Origin of the sequence: uncultured Acetatifactor sp., assembly GCF_948601915.1 — a bacterium.
Classification (GTDB): Bacteria; Bacillota; Clostridia; order Lachnospirales; family Lachnospiraceae; genus Acetatifactor.
On sequence record NZ_CAPDXS010000069.1, the window covers coordinates 1 to 17,157 of the forward strand.

The 17,157-nt window shown below is 53.2% G+C and carries 19 protein-coding genes and 1 pseudogene; 5 read left to right on the top strand and 15 right to left on the bottom strand.

Annotation, left to right across the window (positions count from 1 at the left end; all coding sequences use genetic code 11):
- The 13 genes and pseudogenes from Q2B33_RS12910 to Q2B33_RS12970 all read right to left on the bottom strand — a co-directional run.
- Positions 1 to 395, bottom strand: a pseudogene (locus Q2B33_RS12910) (hypothetical protein); the annotation flags it as partial.
- Positions 385 to 1,221 carry an N-6 DNA methylase gene (locus Q2B33_RS12915; protein WP_300782008.1) on the bottom strand — a complete coding sequence of 279 codons (837 nt, stop codon included), beginning with the start codon at positions 1,219 to 1,221 and terminating at the stop codon, positions 385 to 387. The gene Q2B33_RS12915 and the pseudogene Q2B33_RS12910, both read right to left, overlap by 11 nt.
- Positions 1,222 to 2,199, bottom strand: coding sequence for a phage replisome organizer N-terminal domain-containing protein (locus tag Q2B33_RS12920; RefSeq protein ID WP_300782010.1), 978 nt, complete (start codon positions 2,197 to 2,199; stop codon positions 1,222 to 1,224).
- A 28-nt stretch (positions 2,200 to 2,227) separates the two neighbouring features.
- Entirely contained in the window at positions 2,228 to 6,085 is a 3,858-nt protein-coding gene (locus Q2B33_RS12925) for an AAA family ATPase (protein WP_300782013.1), read from the bottom strand.
- Positions 6,057 to 6,509 (bottom strand): hypothetical protein, encoded by a 453-nt coding sequence (locus tag Q2B33_RS12930; RefSeq protein ID WP_300782015.1) that lies wholly within the window; start codon positions 6,507 to 6,509, stop codon positions 6,057 to 6,059. The genes Q2B33_RS12925 and Q2B33_RS12930 overlap by 29 nt, the downstream gene beginning before the upstream one ends.
- Complete coding sequence (locus tag Q2B33_RS12935) at positions 6,506 to 7,513, bottom strand: hypothetical protein (protein ID WP_300782018.1); 1,008 nt, start codon at positions 7,511 to 7,513, stop codon at positions 6,506 to 6,508. The genes Q2B33_RS12930 and Q2B33_RS12935 overlap by 4 nt, the downstream gene beginning before the upstream one ends.
- A 138-nt stretch (positions 7,514 to 7,651) precedes the next feature.
- A complete protein-coding gene (locus tag Q2B33_RS12940; protein WP_300782020.1) occupies positions 7,652 to 8,074 on the bottom strand; it encodes a hypothetical protein in 423 nt (140 codons plus the stop codon).
- Positions 8,071 to 8,247, bottom strand: a complete 177-nt coding sequence (locus tag Q2B33_RS12945; protein ID WP_300782023.1) for a hypothetical protein — start codon at positions 8,245 to 8,247, stop codon at positions 8,071 to 8,073. Before Q2B33_RS12945 ends, Q2B33_RS12940 begins: the two co-directional genes overlap by 4 nt.
- Position 8,248: 1 nt before the next feature.
- Positions 8,249 to 8,512, bottom strand: coding sequence for a hypothetical protein (locus Q2B33_RS12950; protein ID WP_300782025.1), 264 nt, complete (start codon positions 8,510 to 8,512; stop codon positions 8,249 to 8,251).
- Between the two features lie 61 nt (positions 8,513 to 8,573).
- Positions 8,574 to 8,939 carry a hypothetical protein gene (locus Q2B33_RS12955; RefSeq protein WP_300782028.1) on the bottom strand — a complete coding sequence of 122 codons (366 nt, stop codon included), beginning with the start codon at positions 8,937 to 8,939 and terminating at the stop codon, positions 8,574 to 8,576.
- Positions 8,940 to 8,949: 10 nt separating this feature from the next.
- Positions 8,950 to 9,429: a helix-turn-helix transcriptional regulator gene (locus tag Q2B33_RS12960; RefSeq protein WP_300782051.1), complete on the bottom strand. Its 480-nt coding sequence runs from the start codon at positions 9,427 to 9,429 to the stop codon at positions 8,950 to 8,952.
- Positions 9,356 to 9,826 carry a helix-turn-helix transcriptional regulator gene (locus Q2B33_RS12965; protein WP_300914066.1) on the bottom strand — a complete coding sequence of 157 codons (471 nt, stop codon included), beginning with the start codon at positions 9,824 to 9,826 and terminating at the stop codon, positions 9,356 to 9,358. The genes Q2B33_RS12960 and Q2B33_RS12965 overlap by 74 nt, the downstream gene beginning before the upstream one ends.
- A gap of 46 nt (positions 9,827 to 9,872) precedes the next feature.
- The gene (locus Q2B33_RS12970) at positions 9,873 to 10,085 is read right to left on the bottom strand and encodes a helix-turn-helix transcriptional regulator (RefSeq protein ID WP_300782032.1); all 213 of its coding nucleotides are present in this window, start codon (positions 10,083 to 10,085) and stop codon (positions 9,873 to 9,875) included.
- A gap of 144 nt (positions 10,086 to 10,229) precedes the next feature.
- Here Q2B33_RS12970 and Q2B33_RS12975 point away from each other — a divergent pair, with 144 nt between their 5' ends.
- From Q2B33_RS12975 to Q2B33_RS12995, 5 genes are read left to right on the top strand one after another with little or no spacing between them, the layout of a single operon-like run.
- Positions 10,230 to 11,135 carry a helix-turn-helix transcriptional regulator gene (locus tag Q2B33_RS12975; protein ID WP_300782034.1) on the top strand — a complete coding sequence of 302 codons (906 nt, stop codon included), beginning with the start codon at positions 10,230 to 10,232 and terminating at the stop codon, positions 11,133 to 11,135.
- Positions 11,136 to 11,176: 41 nt separating this feature from the next.
- Positions 11,177 to 12,235 (top strand): SAP domain-containing protein, encoded by a 1,059-nt coding sequence (locus Q2B33_RS12980; RefSeq protein ID WP_300782036.1) that lies wholly within the window; start codon positions 11,177 to 11,179, stop codon positions 12,233 to 12,235.
- A gap of 12 nt (positions 12,236 to 12,247) precedes the next feature.
- Positions 12,248 to 12,511: a hypothetical protein gene (locus Q2B33_RS12985; protein ID WP_300815110.1), complete on the top strand. Its 264-nt coding sequence runs from the start codon at positions 12,248 to 12,250 to the stop codon at positions 12,509 to 12,511.
- Positions 12,512 to 12,525: 14 nt separating this feature from the next.
- The gene (locus Q2B33_RS12990) at positions 12,526 to 13,077 is read left to right on the top strand and encodes a YbjQ family protein (protein WP_300782038.1); all 552 of its coding nucleotides are present in this window, start codon (positions 12,526 to 12,528) and stop codon (positions 13,075 to 13,077) included.
- Between the two features lie 27 nt (positions 13,078 to 13,104).
- Positions 13,105 to 14,208: a site-specific integrase gene (locus Q2B33_RS12995; protein WP_300782041.1), complete on the top strand. Its 1,104-nt coding sequence runs from the start codon at positions 13,105 to 13,107 to the stop codon at positions 14,206 to 14,208.
- A 497-nt stretch (positions 14,209 to 14,705) separates the two neighbouring features.
- Here Q2B33_RS12995 and guaA read toward each other — a convergent pair whose 3' ends face one another.
- Together guaA and Q2B33_RS13005 are read right to left on the bottom strand one after the other, a co-directional pair.
- The gene (gene guaA / locus Q2B33_RS13000) at positions 14,706 to 15,998 is read right to left on the bottom strand and encodes a glutamine-hydrolyzing GMP synthase (protein ID WP_300573678.1); all 1,293 of its coding nucleotides are present in this window, start codon (positions 15,996 to 15,998) and stop codon (positions 14,706 to 14,708) included.
- Between the two features lie 106 nt (positions 15,999 to 16,104).
- Positions 16,105 to 17,157 (bottom strand): Gfo/Idh/MocA family protein (locus tag Q2B33_RS13005; protein ID WP_300823001.1); only part of this gene is annotated, 1,053 nt, incomplete at its 5' end.

Here is a 17,157-nt window from a genome sequence, read left to right on the forward strand (position 1 = left end):
TCCTCCCTGGTGTCCATATTCTCCGCCGCATCCCCAGTGCCACCGTTCATCAGCCACTCATATTCCTTTTCAAGCCTGTCATTTGCCACATCAAAGAGGGTGCCCCCGGTAGCGTCATAAAAGACCGTTACCTCCGGGCGCCTCAATGTCTTGTACGTCTCGCCCATCACAACAATATCAGGACTTTTATCCTCGGCATTATATCCGCTTCTCAGATACTCCTTTACAACCTGGTTCCAGATCGCTCCATAGGCATTCTCCGCTGTATTTTCAGCCGTGAAGTGTTCAACCTCCTTTTTCTCTTTCATGCTATCCCTGACTTTCTGCCATGTTTCCGACTTCAGAGCCATTTTGCCCTCTTCCGACAGATTCCTTTCAAATCCTTCAATCCCCATACTGCGCCTCCTTTTCTTCAAAATCGAAGAACATATAAAAGTGCTCTTTTTCCACTGTTTTTTCGGTGGTTACGGTTCCACCCATGCTTCCCAGCGAATGAAATATCTTCCGCCACTGCCATACATCCGACTGGAACATTGGCATATACCACATTTCCTGCCCCTCGGTTTCCCTGGGGAATAGCACCAGGCCGGTCAAAGGCTTGGTAATCGTATTCCCTACGCAGATATAGCCAGCGCATCCCATGAGGGAAAGCTGGATATAGCACATCTGAGCCACCACCCGATCCACGTCCTGCCCCACGAAAAGCACATGGTTCTGAAAATTATATTTAGATTCTTTCATGGTATTTGCAGCCGCAATCAGTGTCGCCCCGGCACCGCAGGCAGGATCACAAATGGATATGTACCCCTGTTCCTCGATTTTCCTGTCGGCATTCCCCACAGTCATTTGAGACATCATCCTGCATATGCCGTATGGGGTAAAGAACTGGCCTTTCCAGTGGTTCGCCAGATTCAGGCTCATATACATTTTCCCGAGGAAGTCCTGTTCCGGTTCATTTTCCAGTGCCCTGACAATAATGCATAATATCTCTGCCAGCATCTCCACGGATCCAAGCCTGTCCATGCACTGGGCATATTCCTTTTCCCTTGCCTCAAAATGCTCTTGCGCCCGGTCTGTGGCATTGCTCAGGGAACAGGCTATCGCACTTATCAAGTCGGCCCATACCTGCCAGGGACTTCTGGAGCGGCAAAACCGGTTGAACACATCCAGGAATTCCTTTTCGGTACCCTGTATGGCTTCGCTCCTCCTTGCTCTCCCCACCTAAGCCTCCCCTTTCCCAATGTTCTCGACCAGGCTCCTCTCCAGCTCGGCGATGTCATAATCCTGCCGGTTCTGGAACTGGTTGAACGGGTTCCCATGTCCCTGTCTGGCATTCCTCGCCTGCTTTGCCCTGCTCTGGACAATCAGCGTCTCGAACTTCTCCCGGAACTTCTTCGTGCTGCGGATGTTGGACTTCCAGAACCCGTCTGTGGTCGCAAAGGTCAGGGCCTCTATGATGTCCGCCTCCGCCCTCCCGTCCAGCCGCTTCATCCGCTCGATCTCCACCGCCCATTTCCGTTTGTCTGCCTCGGTCTTGGGAACCTTGGAGTTGGGGAACACTGCCACGCACGATTGAATCAGCATGTCCACGCACTGGTACTCAAAGTCGCCCACAGGATCCTTCTCCGATGTGCCAGAAGGGTCGGTGGCGGAACCGTTGCCCTGAGGGGCAACGATTACTTCCTTCTCTCTTTCTCTTTCTCTAATCTCTAATCTCTGTGTAACGTTTTGGTAACCATCCGGTAACTCTCCGGTAACATTGTTACCACTATTATGTAGGTAACGCTCCGGTAACTTTTCGGTAACATTGTTACCTTCCAGCCTCCTTTTCTGCTCCCGGATGCGGCGCATGATGGAAGCCTTGTCCGTCTCCGAACCTATCATCTCCTCCATGCGAGGGATGCATATCTCCCCGCCTTCCAGAATCTCCACCAGGCCGATGTTCTTCAGCAGCTCCATCGCCACCACCACGGTATCGAAATCTGTCTTCGTTATATCCGCAAGCTTTACGGTGTCATATGGCACGAGCAGCGTCCCGACAGTACGAATCAGTAGCCCGTTCGTCTTCAGGGACTTGAGGCAGAGCTTCAGGTAGAACAGGGCGTATTCCTTCCCTTTCGGCTGCTCCTCCAGCCATTCCATCGCGTCATCATCAAAAAAGTCCTCCCTCAGTTTCATCCAATAGAATTTCTTTGCCAAGCGACCACTTCCTTTTCATCAATATTCATCAGTCCCACCTCACATGGCTGCCCCTGCCGTCCTTGTGCACGGTGACGCTCTGAGGGAACCTCGCCTTGAACTCCTGGTCATGCGTGATGGCCATGACCTTCAAGCCAGGGTACCTCTGCCGTATCGCCTCCAGCGCGTCCACGTAGGCATGGGTGCCGTCAGGGTCCAGGAAGGGCGGCTCGTCTATCAGGAGGAACCCCAGCTGTATCCCCGCCGTGGACGCCTTCACCTCCGACAGGGCCAGTATCACGGAGAGGGACGACTTCACCTTCTCGCCGCCGGACTTTGACAGGTAGGGGAGGGCCGGCTTCCCATATTCCTCGATGAAGATGTCAAGGGACTCCTTTTCCTTCCCATTCTTCTGCAGCTTCTCCAGATGGAGCTCCACACCCATCTTCCCCCCGGTCATCTGGCCGAGGATCGCATTGGACGTAGCCGTCAGCTGTGGGATGACAGAACGGACGATCTGGTGGGGGATGCCGCTCTGGCTGAACGCTGCCTTCAGGGCCTCATAGTCCGCAGCCCCCTTCGCATATTCCATGGCCTGGCCCTGCAGAGCGGCGGCCTCTTCCTTCAGCCTGGCCATCTGCTCCGCTTTCTGCCGCAGCGCCCCCAGCTCCATCTGCTTCCTCTTGGCCAATGCGCTGATGGCATCCACCTCCGCATCCATCCGGGAAACGGTCTCCGCCAGCCCTTCCATGCCGGCCATGACAAGCACCTCCCTGTCCGCCTCTGCCTGCCTCTCGGCAATCTCCGCTTCAATGTCCGCCAACTCGGTAGCCAGCTCCAGGACCCTGCCCATGGCTGTGGCCCTTCTTTCCTCTGCCACGGGCAGCTGCCTCTCCTTTTCGAGCCATGGGGCCAGCGCAGCAATAGCGCCAAGGACCTGCCCATGCTCCTCAGATGCCCTGGCGTACCGGTCACGCTCCTGCGCCGCCTCTATGGCCTTCATCTCGGCCTCCGCATGCCGCCTTTCCGCTTCGGATATATTTGACCGCAGGTACTCCAGTTCAGCCTCCAGCAGGGCAATCCTTCCCGCCCTCTGGTTGATGTCCTCGAGCTTCGCCACATAAGGCTTCAGGCTGGCGACCCGCGCTGAGACTGCCGCCACTTCTCCGGCATCGAAGAGCATTTCTTTCATCTGTGTTCCCGAATCCGCCACCTGCTGATTAATCGGAATCACCTGCTCCTCATAAGCTTTGTTCAAATCTGCATAGCGCTTCGGAAAGTCTTCAAGGGCCTGTCTCGCGGAAACCGCATCTGCCAGGAATCCACATCTTGCCTGGGATATATCTACGCATTCCACATTGGAGAGCAGCTCCGCTTTCTTTTTCAGGCTGTCTTCTTCAAGCTGCAGGTTCTTCATATCCAGAGCGTATCGTGTATTGACCTGATGAAGCTCGTACCTTGCCTCCGTATGCTTTTGCTCCACCGCCCGATATGCCCGCTCCTGCTCATATGCTTCGTCTAGCAGCTTCTTCTGCCGCTCATACTCCGCGGCATTCTCTTTGATTTCCGCATCCTGCTCCGTCGGCTGGCATGAAGACAGATCGGCCTCCCTCTGTACAAGCTTCGCCTTAAGGATATAGATGCCAGACTGTTCCGATGCCGACTGGCTGGCAAGCCCTTCCGCCTCCCGCCTCTTCGCGGAATACAGCGCGGATTCTCCCGCCAACTGCCTTTCACGCTCCATCAGGGCTTTGTGCTCCGCGACCTTCGCTTCGATTTCCTGTCTGCTGTCAAGGATGGCTTCACAGCTATCTATGATGGCCTGCTGAGTGGCCCTATTTTGGCCTGTGGCAGCCTTTTTCGCTTCCAGCATGGAAACAGCTGACAGCAGCTTCCTGCGCCTTTCTGCGGCTTCCTGGCAGTTCGCCAGCAGCAGCTTGTTCCTGTCCCGCTCTGCGGCCTTCACCTGCAGGGCCTCTTCGTATCCCTCCAGCTCCGCCTGGCAGCCCTCCAGCTCCCTGTCCGGATCCCCCAGGCTGGATATGGTGCCGTGGTGAATCTCGGCCTTCTGCTTCAGCTCGCGGTTCCTTGCTCCATACGCCTTCGCCTTGTCCTGCGCTATCCTCTCCATGCCCTGGTAAATCCCCAGGCCAAGGAGCGTCCCGAGGACTTCCACCCTCTCCTCCGGCTTCGCCTGTAGGAACAGGCCATACTGGTCCTGCATGATGAGCGCGCAGGACTTGAACGTGAAGCTGTCCATGCCGATGATGTCCAGGATCTTCTGCTGGGTATCGTTGTACCGCTCCTCCGAGCAGTCCACCCAATCCCCCTCGGCAAGGCATGATATGTTCAGCGTCCCCTTCCCGGATCTGGCTCTTGTCCTCGTCACCCGGTACTTCCTCTCCCCGATGCGGAAGGTGAACATGATGGAGCCGGAGCGGACAGATGCATCGTTGCGCAGCCAGGGCGACTTCCCTGCCTCGTCCTTGATGATGCCCTCCCGGGGCTGCTCATACAGGCAGTCGATGATGGCATCCATGAACAGGCTGCTCTTCCCCGCCCCATTCTGCCCATTGATGGTGCAGAACGTCACGTCGTCGAAACGGAATGTCTCGTCTTCATAGTTTCTGTAGTTCTTCACGGAAATCTCTACCGGCATGAACATCCCGGTACCGACCGCCGTAGGCATGCCAGCCTCCGCCTCCTCGATGACAGGCCTCGCCTTCGCCACCAGCTCCTGGATTTTGTCCGGCGGCACCTGTTTCTCCTCCAGGTACCTAACGAGGTTCGCCTCTGGAGCCATCGTCCCAGCAAGCTCGGTTCGGTTCGCGAATTCCCCGACATCCTCCGGCAGTATCTCCGCCACCATGAACGCGCCGTCCTCCAGCAGCGTCCTCTCCAGGGCCGCCCTGTTGAATCCTTTGGCGTTCTCCGCAGAGCAGCTGTAACGGACTCTGACTATCCTGTCCTGCACACCCCCATTCCAGCGCCAGAATTCCTGTGCCACGTCATCCATGCAGCCAAGGTTGATTGCCGTGATGTCGGTGTCCGTCATATTGAACGTGATGAATTCCCTGTATGGCGTCTCCACGAATTCAGAGCTGACAGCTGACTGCTCCATGTGGTGAATCCAGAAGCCCCTCTCCTGTCCCTCATCGTTGAAGTTATTGGCATTGATGGAGCCGGAATAGTATACGTTGTCGAGCCCGGGGACCATCTGGGGGCGGTGTATGTGCCCCAGGGCCACCAGCGCATAGCCCGCAGCGGACAGGGATTCCGATGGGATGATGGGCTCGAACTGCGTCAGGGACTGGGACTGGCCGCCCTCCATGTTGCACCCCGGCACGGTGTAATGTGCCATCAGGATGGCCGGACGGTCGGCCCGGCACTCCGCCCTGAGTCCCAGGGCCATGCTGCCCAGCTCCTGGGAGATGGCCTCGTTCTCCTCCTCCCGCCCCAGCCCCGGGAACTGCGCCCGGTACACACCGGCCTCGAACCCTGGCATGACGGCGATGTCAGCCCAGTCCGTCCTGACCACCTGCGGCGTGGTGACGATATGTACGTTCGGCCAACCCGCGAAATATTGCGCAAGGACCTTGAATGGGCCCGCCCCGTCATGGTTCGGCGTCCCCCGCATCACCACCACCTGCCCAGCAGCGGCGGCCAGGCGGGAGATGATGCCGATTGCCACGACCACCTCGTCGCAGCACCGCTCGCTCCATGTCTTCCCGGCATGGAATATGTCCCCGGGCACCAGGGCCAGGTCCGGCCTCTCCTGTTCCGCCCGCGCCGCCATGAATTCGAGGCACCGCCTCGTGTCCAGGGAGCGGAGGTTCACCCCGTCCCTCTCCGGCCCCTTGAAGTCACCTATGTGCCAGTCAGCTGCATGAATGATCTTGATTCCCATATGCTTCCCTCGCTTTCCTCGTTATCTCTTCCATCTGCGGGTACAGCAGCTCAAACCGTCTGTCCGATATCCCGCAGAACTCTATGCCTCCATCTGCCAGCCTCTCTCCAATAAGCAGCATGTTCCCGACAATCGGTTGCCCATGCTCATCCGTCCCATACAGGTAGCTGCCCACCAGGTTCGGCTCAAGGCCGTGGCTGATGCCGTCCTCATCGACCAGCATGCTCACAAATCCTCCCTTTTCCCTCATGATGCCGTTCGGGACTCCGAACTCCGTATACAGGCGCTTCGGGAGGACATGCTCATATATCTCGCAGCGCGGCCCAATCAATTCCCTGAGCCATTGGTTCTGTGCCTGGAGCGTCCCTTCCGGGAAATCGTGCACCGAGACCTCATTGTCCGTGCTTATCCTGATGATCCTCACTGCCGTCTCCCTCCCCTCCGCTCTCCCCTAACGACCTTCTGGCACTTGTAGCACAGCGGCCTGTCATAATGCTCTATGGAATATTCCCATACCTTCTTGGGAATCACCTCATTGCACTTGTCGCAACGGAAGTCCATCGTCCTATCCTCCTGCTCCTGGATTGGCTCCTCTGTGCCGGGAGCCTCCCGGTAGGTGCCATCGACGTACTCCCCATACTCCTCTCCGTCCGAGGCTTCGATGGAGGCACTGTCCGGCACCTTGCCCTCGACCTGGTGGATGCTGGGGACGTGCCCGAAGAGCCTCTGGGAGGACTGGAACATGCTTTCGATGGCCGCCCGCTTCACTGCCTCATGGTTCAGGTTCGGTACCAGGTAGGCCACTACGAACGGCTTACTGATCTCCTCCAGCGTGTAGGTGCCCTTGATGTGCAGGGCGGTCCTTATGGCTCCATTCAGGGCCTTGGCCTCGCATATCTGCGGCAGGTGCTTCATGAACTCCGCCCTCTGCTTGTCCGACATGCCCGGAACCACGTTTTCAACGATGATCTCATGCGTGTCCTCCACCATCAGCACCTCCCCTGTGAGCTGGGGGACGGAGATAGTGATGCGGAACGCGACATCCTTGTTCCGGCAGCTCCCGCACTGCACCACCTTCCCGCTGTGCTGGTTTACCGCCACGCACTTCTGGCAGGTGGTCGGTATGACGTGCTCGCTGGAGACCATCTTGATGCCCGCGCCGTCCGCCAGCTTCTTCAGCCCGTTCTTCGCTATTGCGTACAGGTTCGGCGTGGCAGGGTGGACATTCCCTTTCTTGTCCCTGTATTCCCCGCTCGCCTTCTGCTGGATATAGACATCCTTCTTCTGGGGGTCAACGTCCAGGCGCACGACCTGAATCACCGGTGACTTGATGTCCGGTATCTGCACCATCACGTCGGTGTTTCCCATCAGATTGTACTTGGATGCCGGATAATTTTTAGGAATAGACAGCTCATACATAGAATCCATAGAAATTACCTCCATATCGTATTTTTCGCTTGATTTTTGCAGCAGGATGGTTTACAATATGGTCATCCTGTAGGGCGCTCTGGCTTCTGGCCGAGTGCTCTTTTTCCATTCTGTAGGCCTTCCTGATGAATCCATTTCTTATTTCCGCGGACGCGCCGCTTCTGGGATGCCCTTTTCCCTGCATACCATCCCCTTCCTTTCCGATGCCCACTGCCTGGCCGCGCGGACAGCCCTTTCCGCAAGCCTGATTGCCTTAAAGACCCCATAGAACACGAAAGGGATGACCAGGCATTCCCCGCCGTAGGCCCTGTAGCCTCTCTGAAGAAGTGCTTGCTCCATGGCCCGCGCCGTATACAGGTACGTCACCCAGGCCGCCGCCAGCGCCCTGAGCATCACCCAAAATACCTTCCCTGCCAGCCGCCTGGCTGCCGCCCATCGCCTCCGCCGCGCCTTGGCCAGGCGAATCCTGTCCCCAGGGCTTCCGGGGACACGCCGGTACTCCACCACAATCCATACCCTCTGCCTGTCCCTCCCCGTCCACTTCATTATCCCAAGCTTCATGCCCTCCTCCTTTCCTCTGAATTCCCCAAGCGGAACGCCATCTGGCCTGTCTCCTCCCTTTCCAAGAGCCCCTCGGCCTCCGCTCGCTCCCTCTCCGCCGTTTCCCGGCAGTCGCACTGCTCTCCGGGATCCAGTGCAGCTCCACAGTACGGACAGGTTCTGTAATATGCCATTTCACACCTCCCCATCGCCACTCTTCCCGATGACGGCATCAACCACATCCATCGGAATCCCGAACCGCTCCGCAAATATGTATTTGCTCGCCTTCCCCTGTCCGTATGCCATCATGCCAGACTCCTTTGCCTGGCGGTTGATCGCCCTGATTGTCTCATACGCTTTGTTCTCTTTACAGCCGAGAAGCTTCATCACGTTTTTTACATTGACATAAGTAGTCGTTGCCGCCCGCAGAACTCCTGGCGCAGTCGCCAATGCTCCCATGCTATCCCTCCTTAATCATAAAATGGCTGGAGCGTATCATTCCAGACCTCGCATCGCTTCCCTACCACGCCGCACGGCGGGCATAGGGGCTGTCGTCCAGCTCTGGGTCGTAATAGTCCATCTGGATTCTCTCCCCGGCGCGGACTGCCTGGACGATAATCTCCACCTCATCCAGTGTCCTCATTTCTGACCTAGGCGGCGCGTCCACCTGGTCCTCCAGAGCCCTGCGCAGGGCGGCCATCGCGGATTCCATGTAGAAATCTCCATAGCATGTGTGAAAGTGCAGATTCTGTTGCACGTCCGCAATCCCCTGCCCCTGCAGCACATAATGTTTCAGGAATCCTTTCACGACTGCATCTTCGTCCAGATTGCCATGTGCCAGGTCGAACAGCCAAGTCGCTTTATCCTCCATCCATGCCTTTGCCATAGCCCTCCTCCTATTCCAGATTCTTCTCTGTCCACACCTTTAGGCTCTGGGCAATGGCCGAGATTTCATCCAGCGTGGCCAGAATCTTCCGCAGCTCCGGCTTCTCGTCCTCGGTGATGACGCCATCGGCGGTAATGTCCAGCAGGCTCTCCTTGGTCTCCGCGACCTTCCGGAGGCTTGCCATGGCCCTCACAGTTATCCGATCCAAATCCTCCAGCTCCAGCACGGGGACATCATTCCCAAGGGGACACATCTCTCGGCAGTAGTAGTTCCTCAGCTCCGGCGCATTGTACAGATCCGCCATCTTCATCACCATGTCCGGCGGAACAATCTTTGTCAGGCCCAGCTCATAATCCGATAACGTCGATACCGATACCCCCAGGAGCTCTGCCGCCCCTTCTTTTGAATACAGCCTTTCATTGAATTGGGCAGCTGCCAGCCTCGCCTGGCAGAACCGGTTGTCCGCTGCCTTCGTTGGTCTCCGTCCCATCATATCCCTCCTTAATCACCCTGTATCCCCGGCCTTCCAGCTCCTGAATCAGCTCCTCTGATGCAGCCTCCGCCAATATCTCCTTCAAGGTCTTATACATATGTCCCATATGGAACTCCTGGCCGTTCAGGATTCTTGACCTTACGAAACAAGCATCCATCGGTGCATGGAGCGCCTCGCACAATTTGGTTATCATATTGTTTGGGATGCTGTCAGGACGCATAAGCCAGCGAGCCACCGGCTGCCATGGGGCCAGGCTATAGAGTTCCTCCCCCATGAGAGCTATCTGCTGCTTATCGACCCCCATCCGCCGGGCGACTTCCTCCTCGGTCAGGCCCTGCGCTACCATATAGTCGTATAACAGGCAGGTATTTCCATCATATACAGGCCTTTTCACTGCTTTGGATGCCATTTTTCTTTTCACCTCCATTCTTTATAATAAACTAGAAAGATTCAATATCAGAAACTTCTTCACTACAGAATATTGTTTCTATTGGTTTTTTAAAATGATTGGAGATTAATATAGCTTCATTTAAGGAAAATTTAACTAATCCATTCTCCTTTTTACTGTAATTAACCTTTGATACATGGATAATATCAGCAAAATCTTCTTGTTTCAGCCCCAATGATTCTCTAAACTTTTTAATCGTTAGCATATGGCACCTCCTTTTGTTTCAATATTTGAATCTTTCATTTACATAATAATTTCATTTTTTGAATTTGTCAAGATATATTTTCAATTTTTGAAACTTTATTGATTTTCAGATTTTGAAACTTTATAATATATTTGGAGGTGTCATATGAGTTTTGGTGAAAGACTTAAAGAGCTTCGTCTAAAAGATGGTTCAACACAACTTCAGCTTGCTAAAATTTTAGATATATCAAAGTCTAATGTTTCAAAATATGAATCTAACTGTATTGAACCTAATTTAGATATTGTTGTCAAAATGGCAATGCATTTCGGCGTATCTTCCGATTATTTATTAGGTTTATCCGATGAATACTATAATAAAGATGACTTGGAGTGGAAATTTTCAAAAGTTTCAAATCGCTTGGGAAACATTTTGAGCACTTACAGGCAAAAAGAAAATCTGTCAAAAGCAGAATTTGCACAAAGACTCAAGATAAATAAAGAACTCTATGACAACATCGAGATTGGAAGATATGAACCTACTTTTGAATTATTAAAGAGAATTTCCGCTGAAACACAATATGATATCGACTACCTCACTGGTGCTTCGAATCATACGACAGTGCCCTCCAATGAGATATTTGAATTTTCCGGGAAAAAATGTTCTGTGTTGTATTTTGAAGGAGATTCTCATTTCAAAGCTCGCTTTGAAGAATTATGCCTACAAAATTCAATAAATCAGGACAATGCCGAGAAACGCCTTGGCTTAGATAAGCAGACTTATATAGATATTCGCTGGAATCGGATGCCAACATTATCTGAATTACTAAAAATATCTTATGCCTTTGGAGTTTCACTAGATTACCTTATTGGCAAAACGGACATAAAACTGTCCAGCCTTAAAGGTGATGAATTAGAATTAATACTAAACTATCGTGACTGCTTTGAGCACTTCAAAAAAAGCATCTTTGACCGAGCTAAAGAGTTATCTTTAGAAAGCCTACACGAGAAAGAGGCAGCCGTTGCAGCGGAAACTCCGTTAAAGAAGACAGGAACCGATAATCGGGGAAAATAATACCCTTCGAGTGGTACCGGAGGGGAAAAGGGGAATAGAGTATGGAAATTGAGGCAACCTTAAATAGAGAATCTATTATCCCAATAGCTAATAGAATCCAAACATTAAGTCCTATTTGTAAAGGGCGTTTATATGCGCATGAGGTTTTGATTTTATTTTACGCACATAAATACACTACAGGGGTTAATTCATATGAAGGCTTCTGGGGATATAAATATGGAATCTCAAATATGGACGAGCAAATTAAATCGCTCCTTTCAAGAGGTTTTTTGCGGATTGCATCGTTAGAAGAAACCATGCGTTCTCGCACAGTAACGCTATCTACCATAAAAGACATCGCTCGTCAAAACAGCCTGAAAGCTTCGGGGAAAAAAGAGGAACTTATCCAACGGATACTAGCAGCAGTGGATATAGACCAATTAAACAAAAACTTTCCTAGCAGACCATATTTTTTGACAGAATTAGGGCAAGAAGTTATTGAAAAAGAAAATTACATGAAGTATATTCATAACCAATCAGATGGTAATATGGATATATGGAAATTTAGCGAAATGGTACATAAAATTCCTTCTATACCCTATACAGAAGTGCTCCAAAGATATTATTCCCAACAGGCGAAAATGCATCTCAGCCAAAAGCAGTATGGTTTATACAGAAATGATTTACATTTTCAATCAGAGGCTTGTATAGAGGGAAAAAATTACACTATTGCTTTGGATTGCTTATGTCGTCTTATTTATTGCGATTTGAACTCCCTTTCCTCATTGACGAATGGAAATGTATTCCTACGTATTCCTACAATTGCCCCTTATGAGGAATCAGACCTCACGGTATCACAAAAAATATTGTACTATTTTCAATCATGCATAAATAATTTGGAAATAAAAGAAAATGAGCTACCCCAAAAGATTATTCCTATTTTCTGTAGCATTGAAATTCCCTTTATCTTTTTCACGCAAAAGGAATGTGCTACAGTTACCACTTTGGAAATCCTTGATAATAAAGAGCGGCTACAAAAGATTTATCAGGCAGTAGAGCAGCGGTTTGATGCAAGTGGCCTTAAGGAAAAAGTATGTCAAAACAGGGACTCCTTTTATTAGTCTGCATTTAACATGACTGCGAAGGAACATGATTCGTTACATCACCAAGCACTGAGAAAAATGCAAGCGGAGGTCGAAGCGGCTGATGAAATCTATGACCCAGAATGGGAAAAGGAGATAGAAGATAGGCTCTCCAAGCTGGATGAAATCTCCAGAGAGGCATTTTACCGAGCACGGGCAACCAGAGAAAACAAATCAAGCACTCTTTCATCCAAAGATTTGGATCGGCTTACTCTGGAAGCCATGGAACGGTCATTCTATTACCATAGACAATAAGCAGAGGTAGCTATATGAAATGTATAAAATGTGGCGCGGAGCTGACTGGTGAAATGTTCACATGCGGTATGTGCTTTTCCTGCGGGTGCTCTATCTCCGAATCGGAAGAGGCCTTTGAAGCAGAACAGTCCAAAATAAGAGCTGAAGCAGATTTGGCAATCCGTCAGCAGAAGGAAGAGCTTGCACGGAAATCCCAGGAAGAACAACGCATATATGCTGAAAGATACAAAAACCATATGCTAACTACGGGTTTTTCCTTTGAGGGATACCGCATAACACAATACTTCGGCATTGTGACAGGCGAAACCGTAATGGGAACTGGATACTTTTCTGATATAGGTGCTTCCATTTCGGATTTCTTTGGTGCCGAAGCGTCTGAATATTCCGAAAAGCTACGAACAGCAAAACAAGCTGTGCTGAAAATTATGATCAAAAATTCAACTGATTTGGGCGGAAATGCTATTATCGGAATCTCTTATGAACTTATGACCTTCTCAGGAAATATGATGGGAGTTTCAGTGACCGGCACCGCCGTAAAAGCTGAAAGGTTTTCCGATAATGCTTAACACCGTGCAGGGAAGGGGGAAGCTGCCGTGCCGGCCTACAAGTATACTTTAAAAGACGGAAAAACCACTCGCTGGTATGCAAACTTCTACTTCACGGACTGGACCGGCGAAAAGAAACATATCTGCAAGCGAGGCTTTAAGACGCAGCGAGAGGCCAAAGAGTATGAACGCTCATTCCTGGATCAGCAGAACAATACCAGCGACATCCTCTTCTCCTCCCTGGTGGAGAACTATCTGGAGGACATGTCCCACCGGCTGAAGCCTACCACGATGGCGAACAAGCGGAACATCATAGAGACGAAGCTGCTCCCCTACTTCGGTAGCCAGAAGGTATGCGACATCGACACCATAAAGGTCCGGAAATGGCAGAACGAGCTGATGTCCTATCGGGACCAGGACGGGAATCCATTTTCCCAGACATATCTCAAGACAATCAACAACCAGCTATCCGCCATCATGAACTATGCCACGGCCCACTATCGGCTCCCAGCAAATCCATGCCGGGTCGCTGGGAGCATGGGGAAGAGCAAGGCCGAAGAGATGAACATCTGGACACAGGCCCAGTATGAGCAATTCTCCGCTGCCATCCAGAAGTCCTCTGTGAAGCTGGCCTTCGACATCCTGTTCTATACCGGGATGCGCTCTGGGGAGCTGCTGGCCCTAACGCCTGCGGACATCCTCCCATCAAGGCGGATAGACATCAACAAGAACTATGCCAAGTTAAACGGAGAGGAGCTTTTCCTGGAGCCAAAGACGCCAAAGGCCAAACGGTGCATATCCATCCCAGAATTCCTTTATGATGACATCATGGGATATGTGTCAAAGCTCTACGGAATCGGGAAAGGGGACAGGATATTTTATTTCACGAAGTCCGCCCTGGACAAGGAGATAAAGGTCAATGCCGCTAAAGCCGGCCTCCCTACCATCAGGGTCCACGATCTCAGGCATTCCCACGCCAGTATGCTGATTGAAATGGGCTTTGCCCCATTGGAGATTGCCGACCGCCTGGGGCATGAGTCCGTGAAGACGACGCTCGACACCTATTCCCACCTCTATCCAGACAAGGATCAGCATCTGGCGAACCGGCTCAACCAGTTCCGGAGGGCAGCTCCGGAAGAAGAAAATCCTTGAACTTTCCCACAGATTGTGCTATTCTTTAGATAAAGAGAGGCGTCTGCTGGTAACAGACGCCCCAGGAGCCACCGATAGACGGTTAGCCCAACAATGTAAAGCAAAATAGCCGCTTAGTTTGTCAGACCAGGGCGGCTATTTCTGCGTCTTATGATTATCCTTGCTTCCGATGGCATATCCGAGACCAAACGCTGTCAGCACAAGGCTGATCACTGCTATCAATCCTTCAATCGTCAACATCCACTCAGCCCTCCTTTCCCAGATTCCCTTTCAGGTTTCTATGTAAACGGAGGGTCACAGTCCCTCCGGAGAGGGCTAACCGCCTACCATCCTGGTAGTCCTAAAGAGATATTACCATATTCTGGCAAGTATTTCAACCACACGCTTTTCGGGTAGGAAAAGTAGCTTGTTTCATTTCCAACATCATAATAACATCAGCAGAGAAACTAAAAGACCAGAAAACCTTGAATCTATCGGCTTTCTGGTCTGAATTTCCGTTATTCGAACTCTATTGTCGAAGGCGGCTTCGGACTCATGTCGTAACAAACCCGATTCACATTCTCCACCTCAGCCAGAATCCGGTTCGTGATCCGCTCCAGCACCTCCCAGTCCACCTTCTCCACGGAGGCCGTCATGGCATCCACCGTGTTAATAGCCCGGATGATCACCATGTACTCGAATACCCTCGCATTATTCTTCATGCCCACGGACTTGAAATCCGGCACCACCGTAAAGTACTGCCACACCTTCTTGTCCAGACCGGCCCTGGCGAACTCCTCCCGCAAAATCGCGTCGGACTCCCGCACGGCCTCCAGCCTGTCCCTGGTGATGGCCCCCAGGCATCTCACGCCCAGGCCCGGCCCCGGGAAGGGCTGACGGTACACCATGTCATGGGGCAGCCCCAGCTCCACGCCGCAGGCCCGCACTTCATCCTTGAACAACTGCTTCAGGGGCTCCACCAGCTCGAACTCCAGATCCTCCGGCAGACCTCCCACATTGTGGTGGGACTTCACCATCTTCGCCGTCTTCGTGCCGCTCTCGATGATGTCGGGATAGATGGTCCCCTGTCCCAGAAAGTCGATTCCGTCCAGCTTCCTGGCCTCTTCCTCAAAGACGCGGATGAATTCCCCGCCGATAATCTTCCGCTTCTGCTCCGGATCCGCCACGCCGGCCAGTTTCCCCAGGAAGCGCTCCACGGCATCCACGTAGATCAGGTTGGCATGCAGCTCGTCCCGGAACACCTTCACCACGCTCTCCGACTCGTCCTTGCGCATCAGGCCGTGGTTCACATGGACACAGGTAAGCTGCTCCCCGATGGCCCTGATCAGCATGGCGGCCACGACGGAGGAGTCCACGCCGCCGGACAGGGCCAGCAGCACCTTCCTGTCGCCCACCTGCTGCCGAATCAGCTCTACCTGATCCTCGATGAAATTCTTCATGTTCCAGTTCGCTTCCGCCTTGCAGTCCCGGAACAGGAACTTCTCCAGGGCCTCCCGCTCCGGCAGGGCCTCCAGGCGCACTTCGCATCCGGACTGGGGATAATCCACGGAAATCATGGGATAGCCCAGCTCATAAATCTCCGGGCGCACCTCCACTGCCTGTCCGTCCACGATGCGGTTCTCGCCGCCGTTCAAAATGATGCCCTTCACGTTGGGCAGGGCCTGCAGCTCCTCCACGGTGATGTCGTGGGGATGAATCTCGCTGTATACGCCCAGGGCGCGGATGTCCCTGGCAAGGACCGTGTTCTGGGTGCTGCCCAGGTCAAGAATGACGATTAAATCCTGCTTCATTGATGGTGTTCTCCTTCTCTTTTCTTTTGGGGCCTGTTCCTTTCCATACTATTCATGATACCTTAGGAATCCGCGGTTTGCAAGGCCTATTTTGCCATGGCTGCCGTTACCACCTGACGCTCCACCGCTCCGAGTATTCCCCGGACAGCTCCTCGTGCCTCACTTCCCGCTCCATGGCCTCCTCCGACTCCTGCTTCCTGCCCAGGAGCAGGCAAAATTCCCGGTCGTCGAAGGGCAGCTCCACCCAGTCGTCCTTCCATGCGGACAGATAGGCGGCATTGCCGATTGTCAGCCCCCATATCCCCTCCTGGCCCGGCGCGATCAGCTCCGCTCCCTGGAGCACGGCATCCGTGAAGTTCTGCAGAATCTCCAGATGTCCCCCGCCGGGCTCCTCCTCTTCCATGGTACAACAGTTCACCTTCTCCTGGGGCATGCCCTCCCTGGAAGCATAACAGATCTCCCGCTCGTCCCGTTCCAGCAGGTACAGCTTCAGGCAGCCGTTCTCCGCCACGGCCTTGCCCAGGGTACCGCTGATCTCCATCCGGTTGGTACCGGGATACTCCCCGGTGGATGTGATGAACACCGCGCTGGCGCCGTTTTCATACTCGGCATAGATGGTGGCGTCGTCCTCCACCTGGATTCTATGGTAATGCCCCTCCCTGCAGAACGCCCGCAGCCTCACCGGCATCCCCATGATCCACTGCCAGATGTCCAGGTTGTGGGGGCACTGGTTCAGCAGCACGCCGCCTCCCTCCCCGTTCCAGGTGGCCCGCCAGTCGCCGGAATCATAGTAGGCCTGGGTGCGGTACCAGTTGTTGACGATCCAGACGAAGCGCTTGATCTCCCCCAGCGCCCCCTCCTGCACCAGGTCGTGGATCTGTCTGAAGAGGCGGTTCGTCCGCTGGTTGTACATGATGCCGAACACGGCCCCGCTCTCCTCCGCCTGCCGGTTCATGGCGGCCACGCTGGCGGTGTCTATGCCCGCGGGCTTCTCGGTCAGGACGTGGAGCCTTCTGCGGAAAGCTTCCCCGGCGATTACCGGATGCAGCTTATGGGGCGTGGCGATCAGTACGGCATCCACCTCCCCGCTGTCTAAGAGCGTCTCGTAGTCCTCATACCGCGGAACTCTCCCCAGGCGCTCCCCGGCCCACTCCAGGCG

What these genes read in the sequence shown, in the direction of transcription:
- Q2B33_RS12925 (WP_300782013.1), bottom strand. Translation starts at nt 6,085, where the DNA reads ATGGGAATCAAGATCATTCATGCAGCTGACTGGCACATAGGTGACTTC.
- Q2B33_RS12935 (WP_300782018.1), bottom strand. Translation starts at nt 7,513, where the DNA reads ATGGATTCTATGTATGAGCTGTCTATTCCTAAAAATTATCCGGCATCC.
- Q2B33_RS12940 (WP_300782020.1), bottom strand. Translation starts at nt 8,074, where the DNA reads ATGAAGCTTGGGATAATGAAGTGGACGGGGAGGGACAGGCAGAGGGTA.
- Q2B33_RS12945 (WP_300782023.1), bottom strand. Translation starts at nt 8,247, where the DNA reads ATGGCATATTACAGAACCTGTCCGTACTGTGGAGCTGCACTGGATCCC.
- Q2B33_RS12950 (WP_300782025.1), bottom strand. Translation starts at nt 8,512, where the DNA reads ATGGGAGCATTGGCGACTGCGCCAGGAGTTCTGCGGGCGGCAACGACT.
- Q2B33_RS12955 (WP_300782028.1), bottom strand. Translation starts at nt 8,939, where the DNA reads ATGGCAAAGGCATGGATGGAGGATAAAGCGACTTGGCTGTTCGACCTG.
- Q2B33_RS12960 (WP_300782051.1), bottom strand. Translation starts at nt 9,429, where the DNA reads ATGGGACGGAGACCAACGAAGGCAGCGGACAACCGGTTCTGCCAGGCG.
- Q2B33_RS12970 (WP_300782032.1), bottom strand. Translation starts at nt 10,085, where the DNA reads ATGCTAACGATTAAAAAGTTTAGAGAATCATTGGGGCTGAAACAAGAA.
- Q2B33_RS12975 (WP_300782034.1), top strand. Translation starts at nt 10,230, where the DNA reads ATGAGTTTTGGTGAAAGACTTAAAGAGCTTCGTCTAAAAGATGGTTCA.
- Q2B33_RS12980 (WP_300782036.1), top strand. Translation starts at nt 11,177, where the DNA reads ATGGAAATTGAGGCAACCTTAAATAGAGAATCTATTATCCCAATAGCT.
- Q2B33_RS12985 (WP_300815110.1), top strand. Translation starts at nt 12,248, where the DNA reads ATGACTGCGAAGGAACATGATTCGTTACATCACCAAGCACTGAGAAAA.
- Q2B33_RS12990 (WP_300782038.1), top strand. Translation starts at nt 12,526, where the DNA reads ATGAAATGTATAAAATGTGGCGCGGAGCTGACTGGTGAAATGTTCACA.
- guaA (WP_300573678.1), bottom strand. Translation starts at nt 15,998, where the DNA reads ATGAAGCAGGATTTAATCGTCATTCTTGACCTGGGCAGCACCCAGAAC.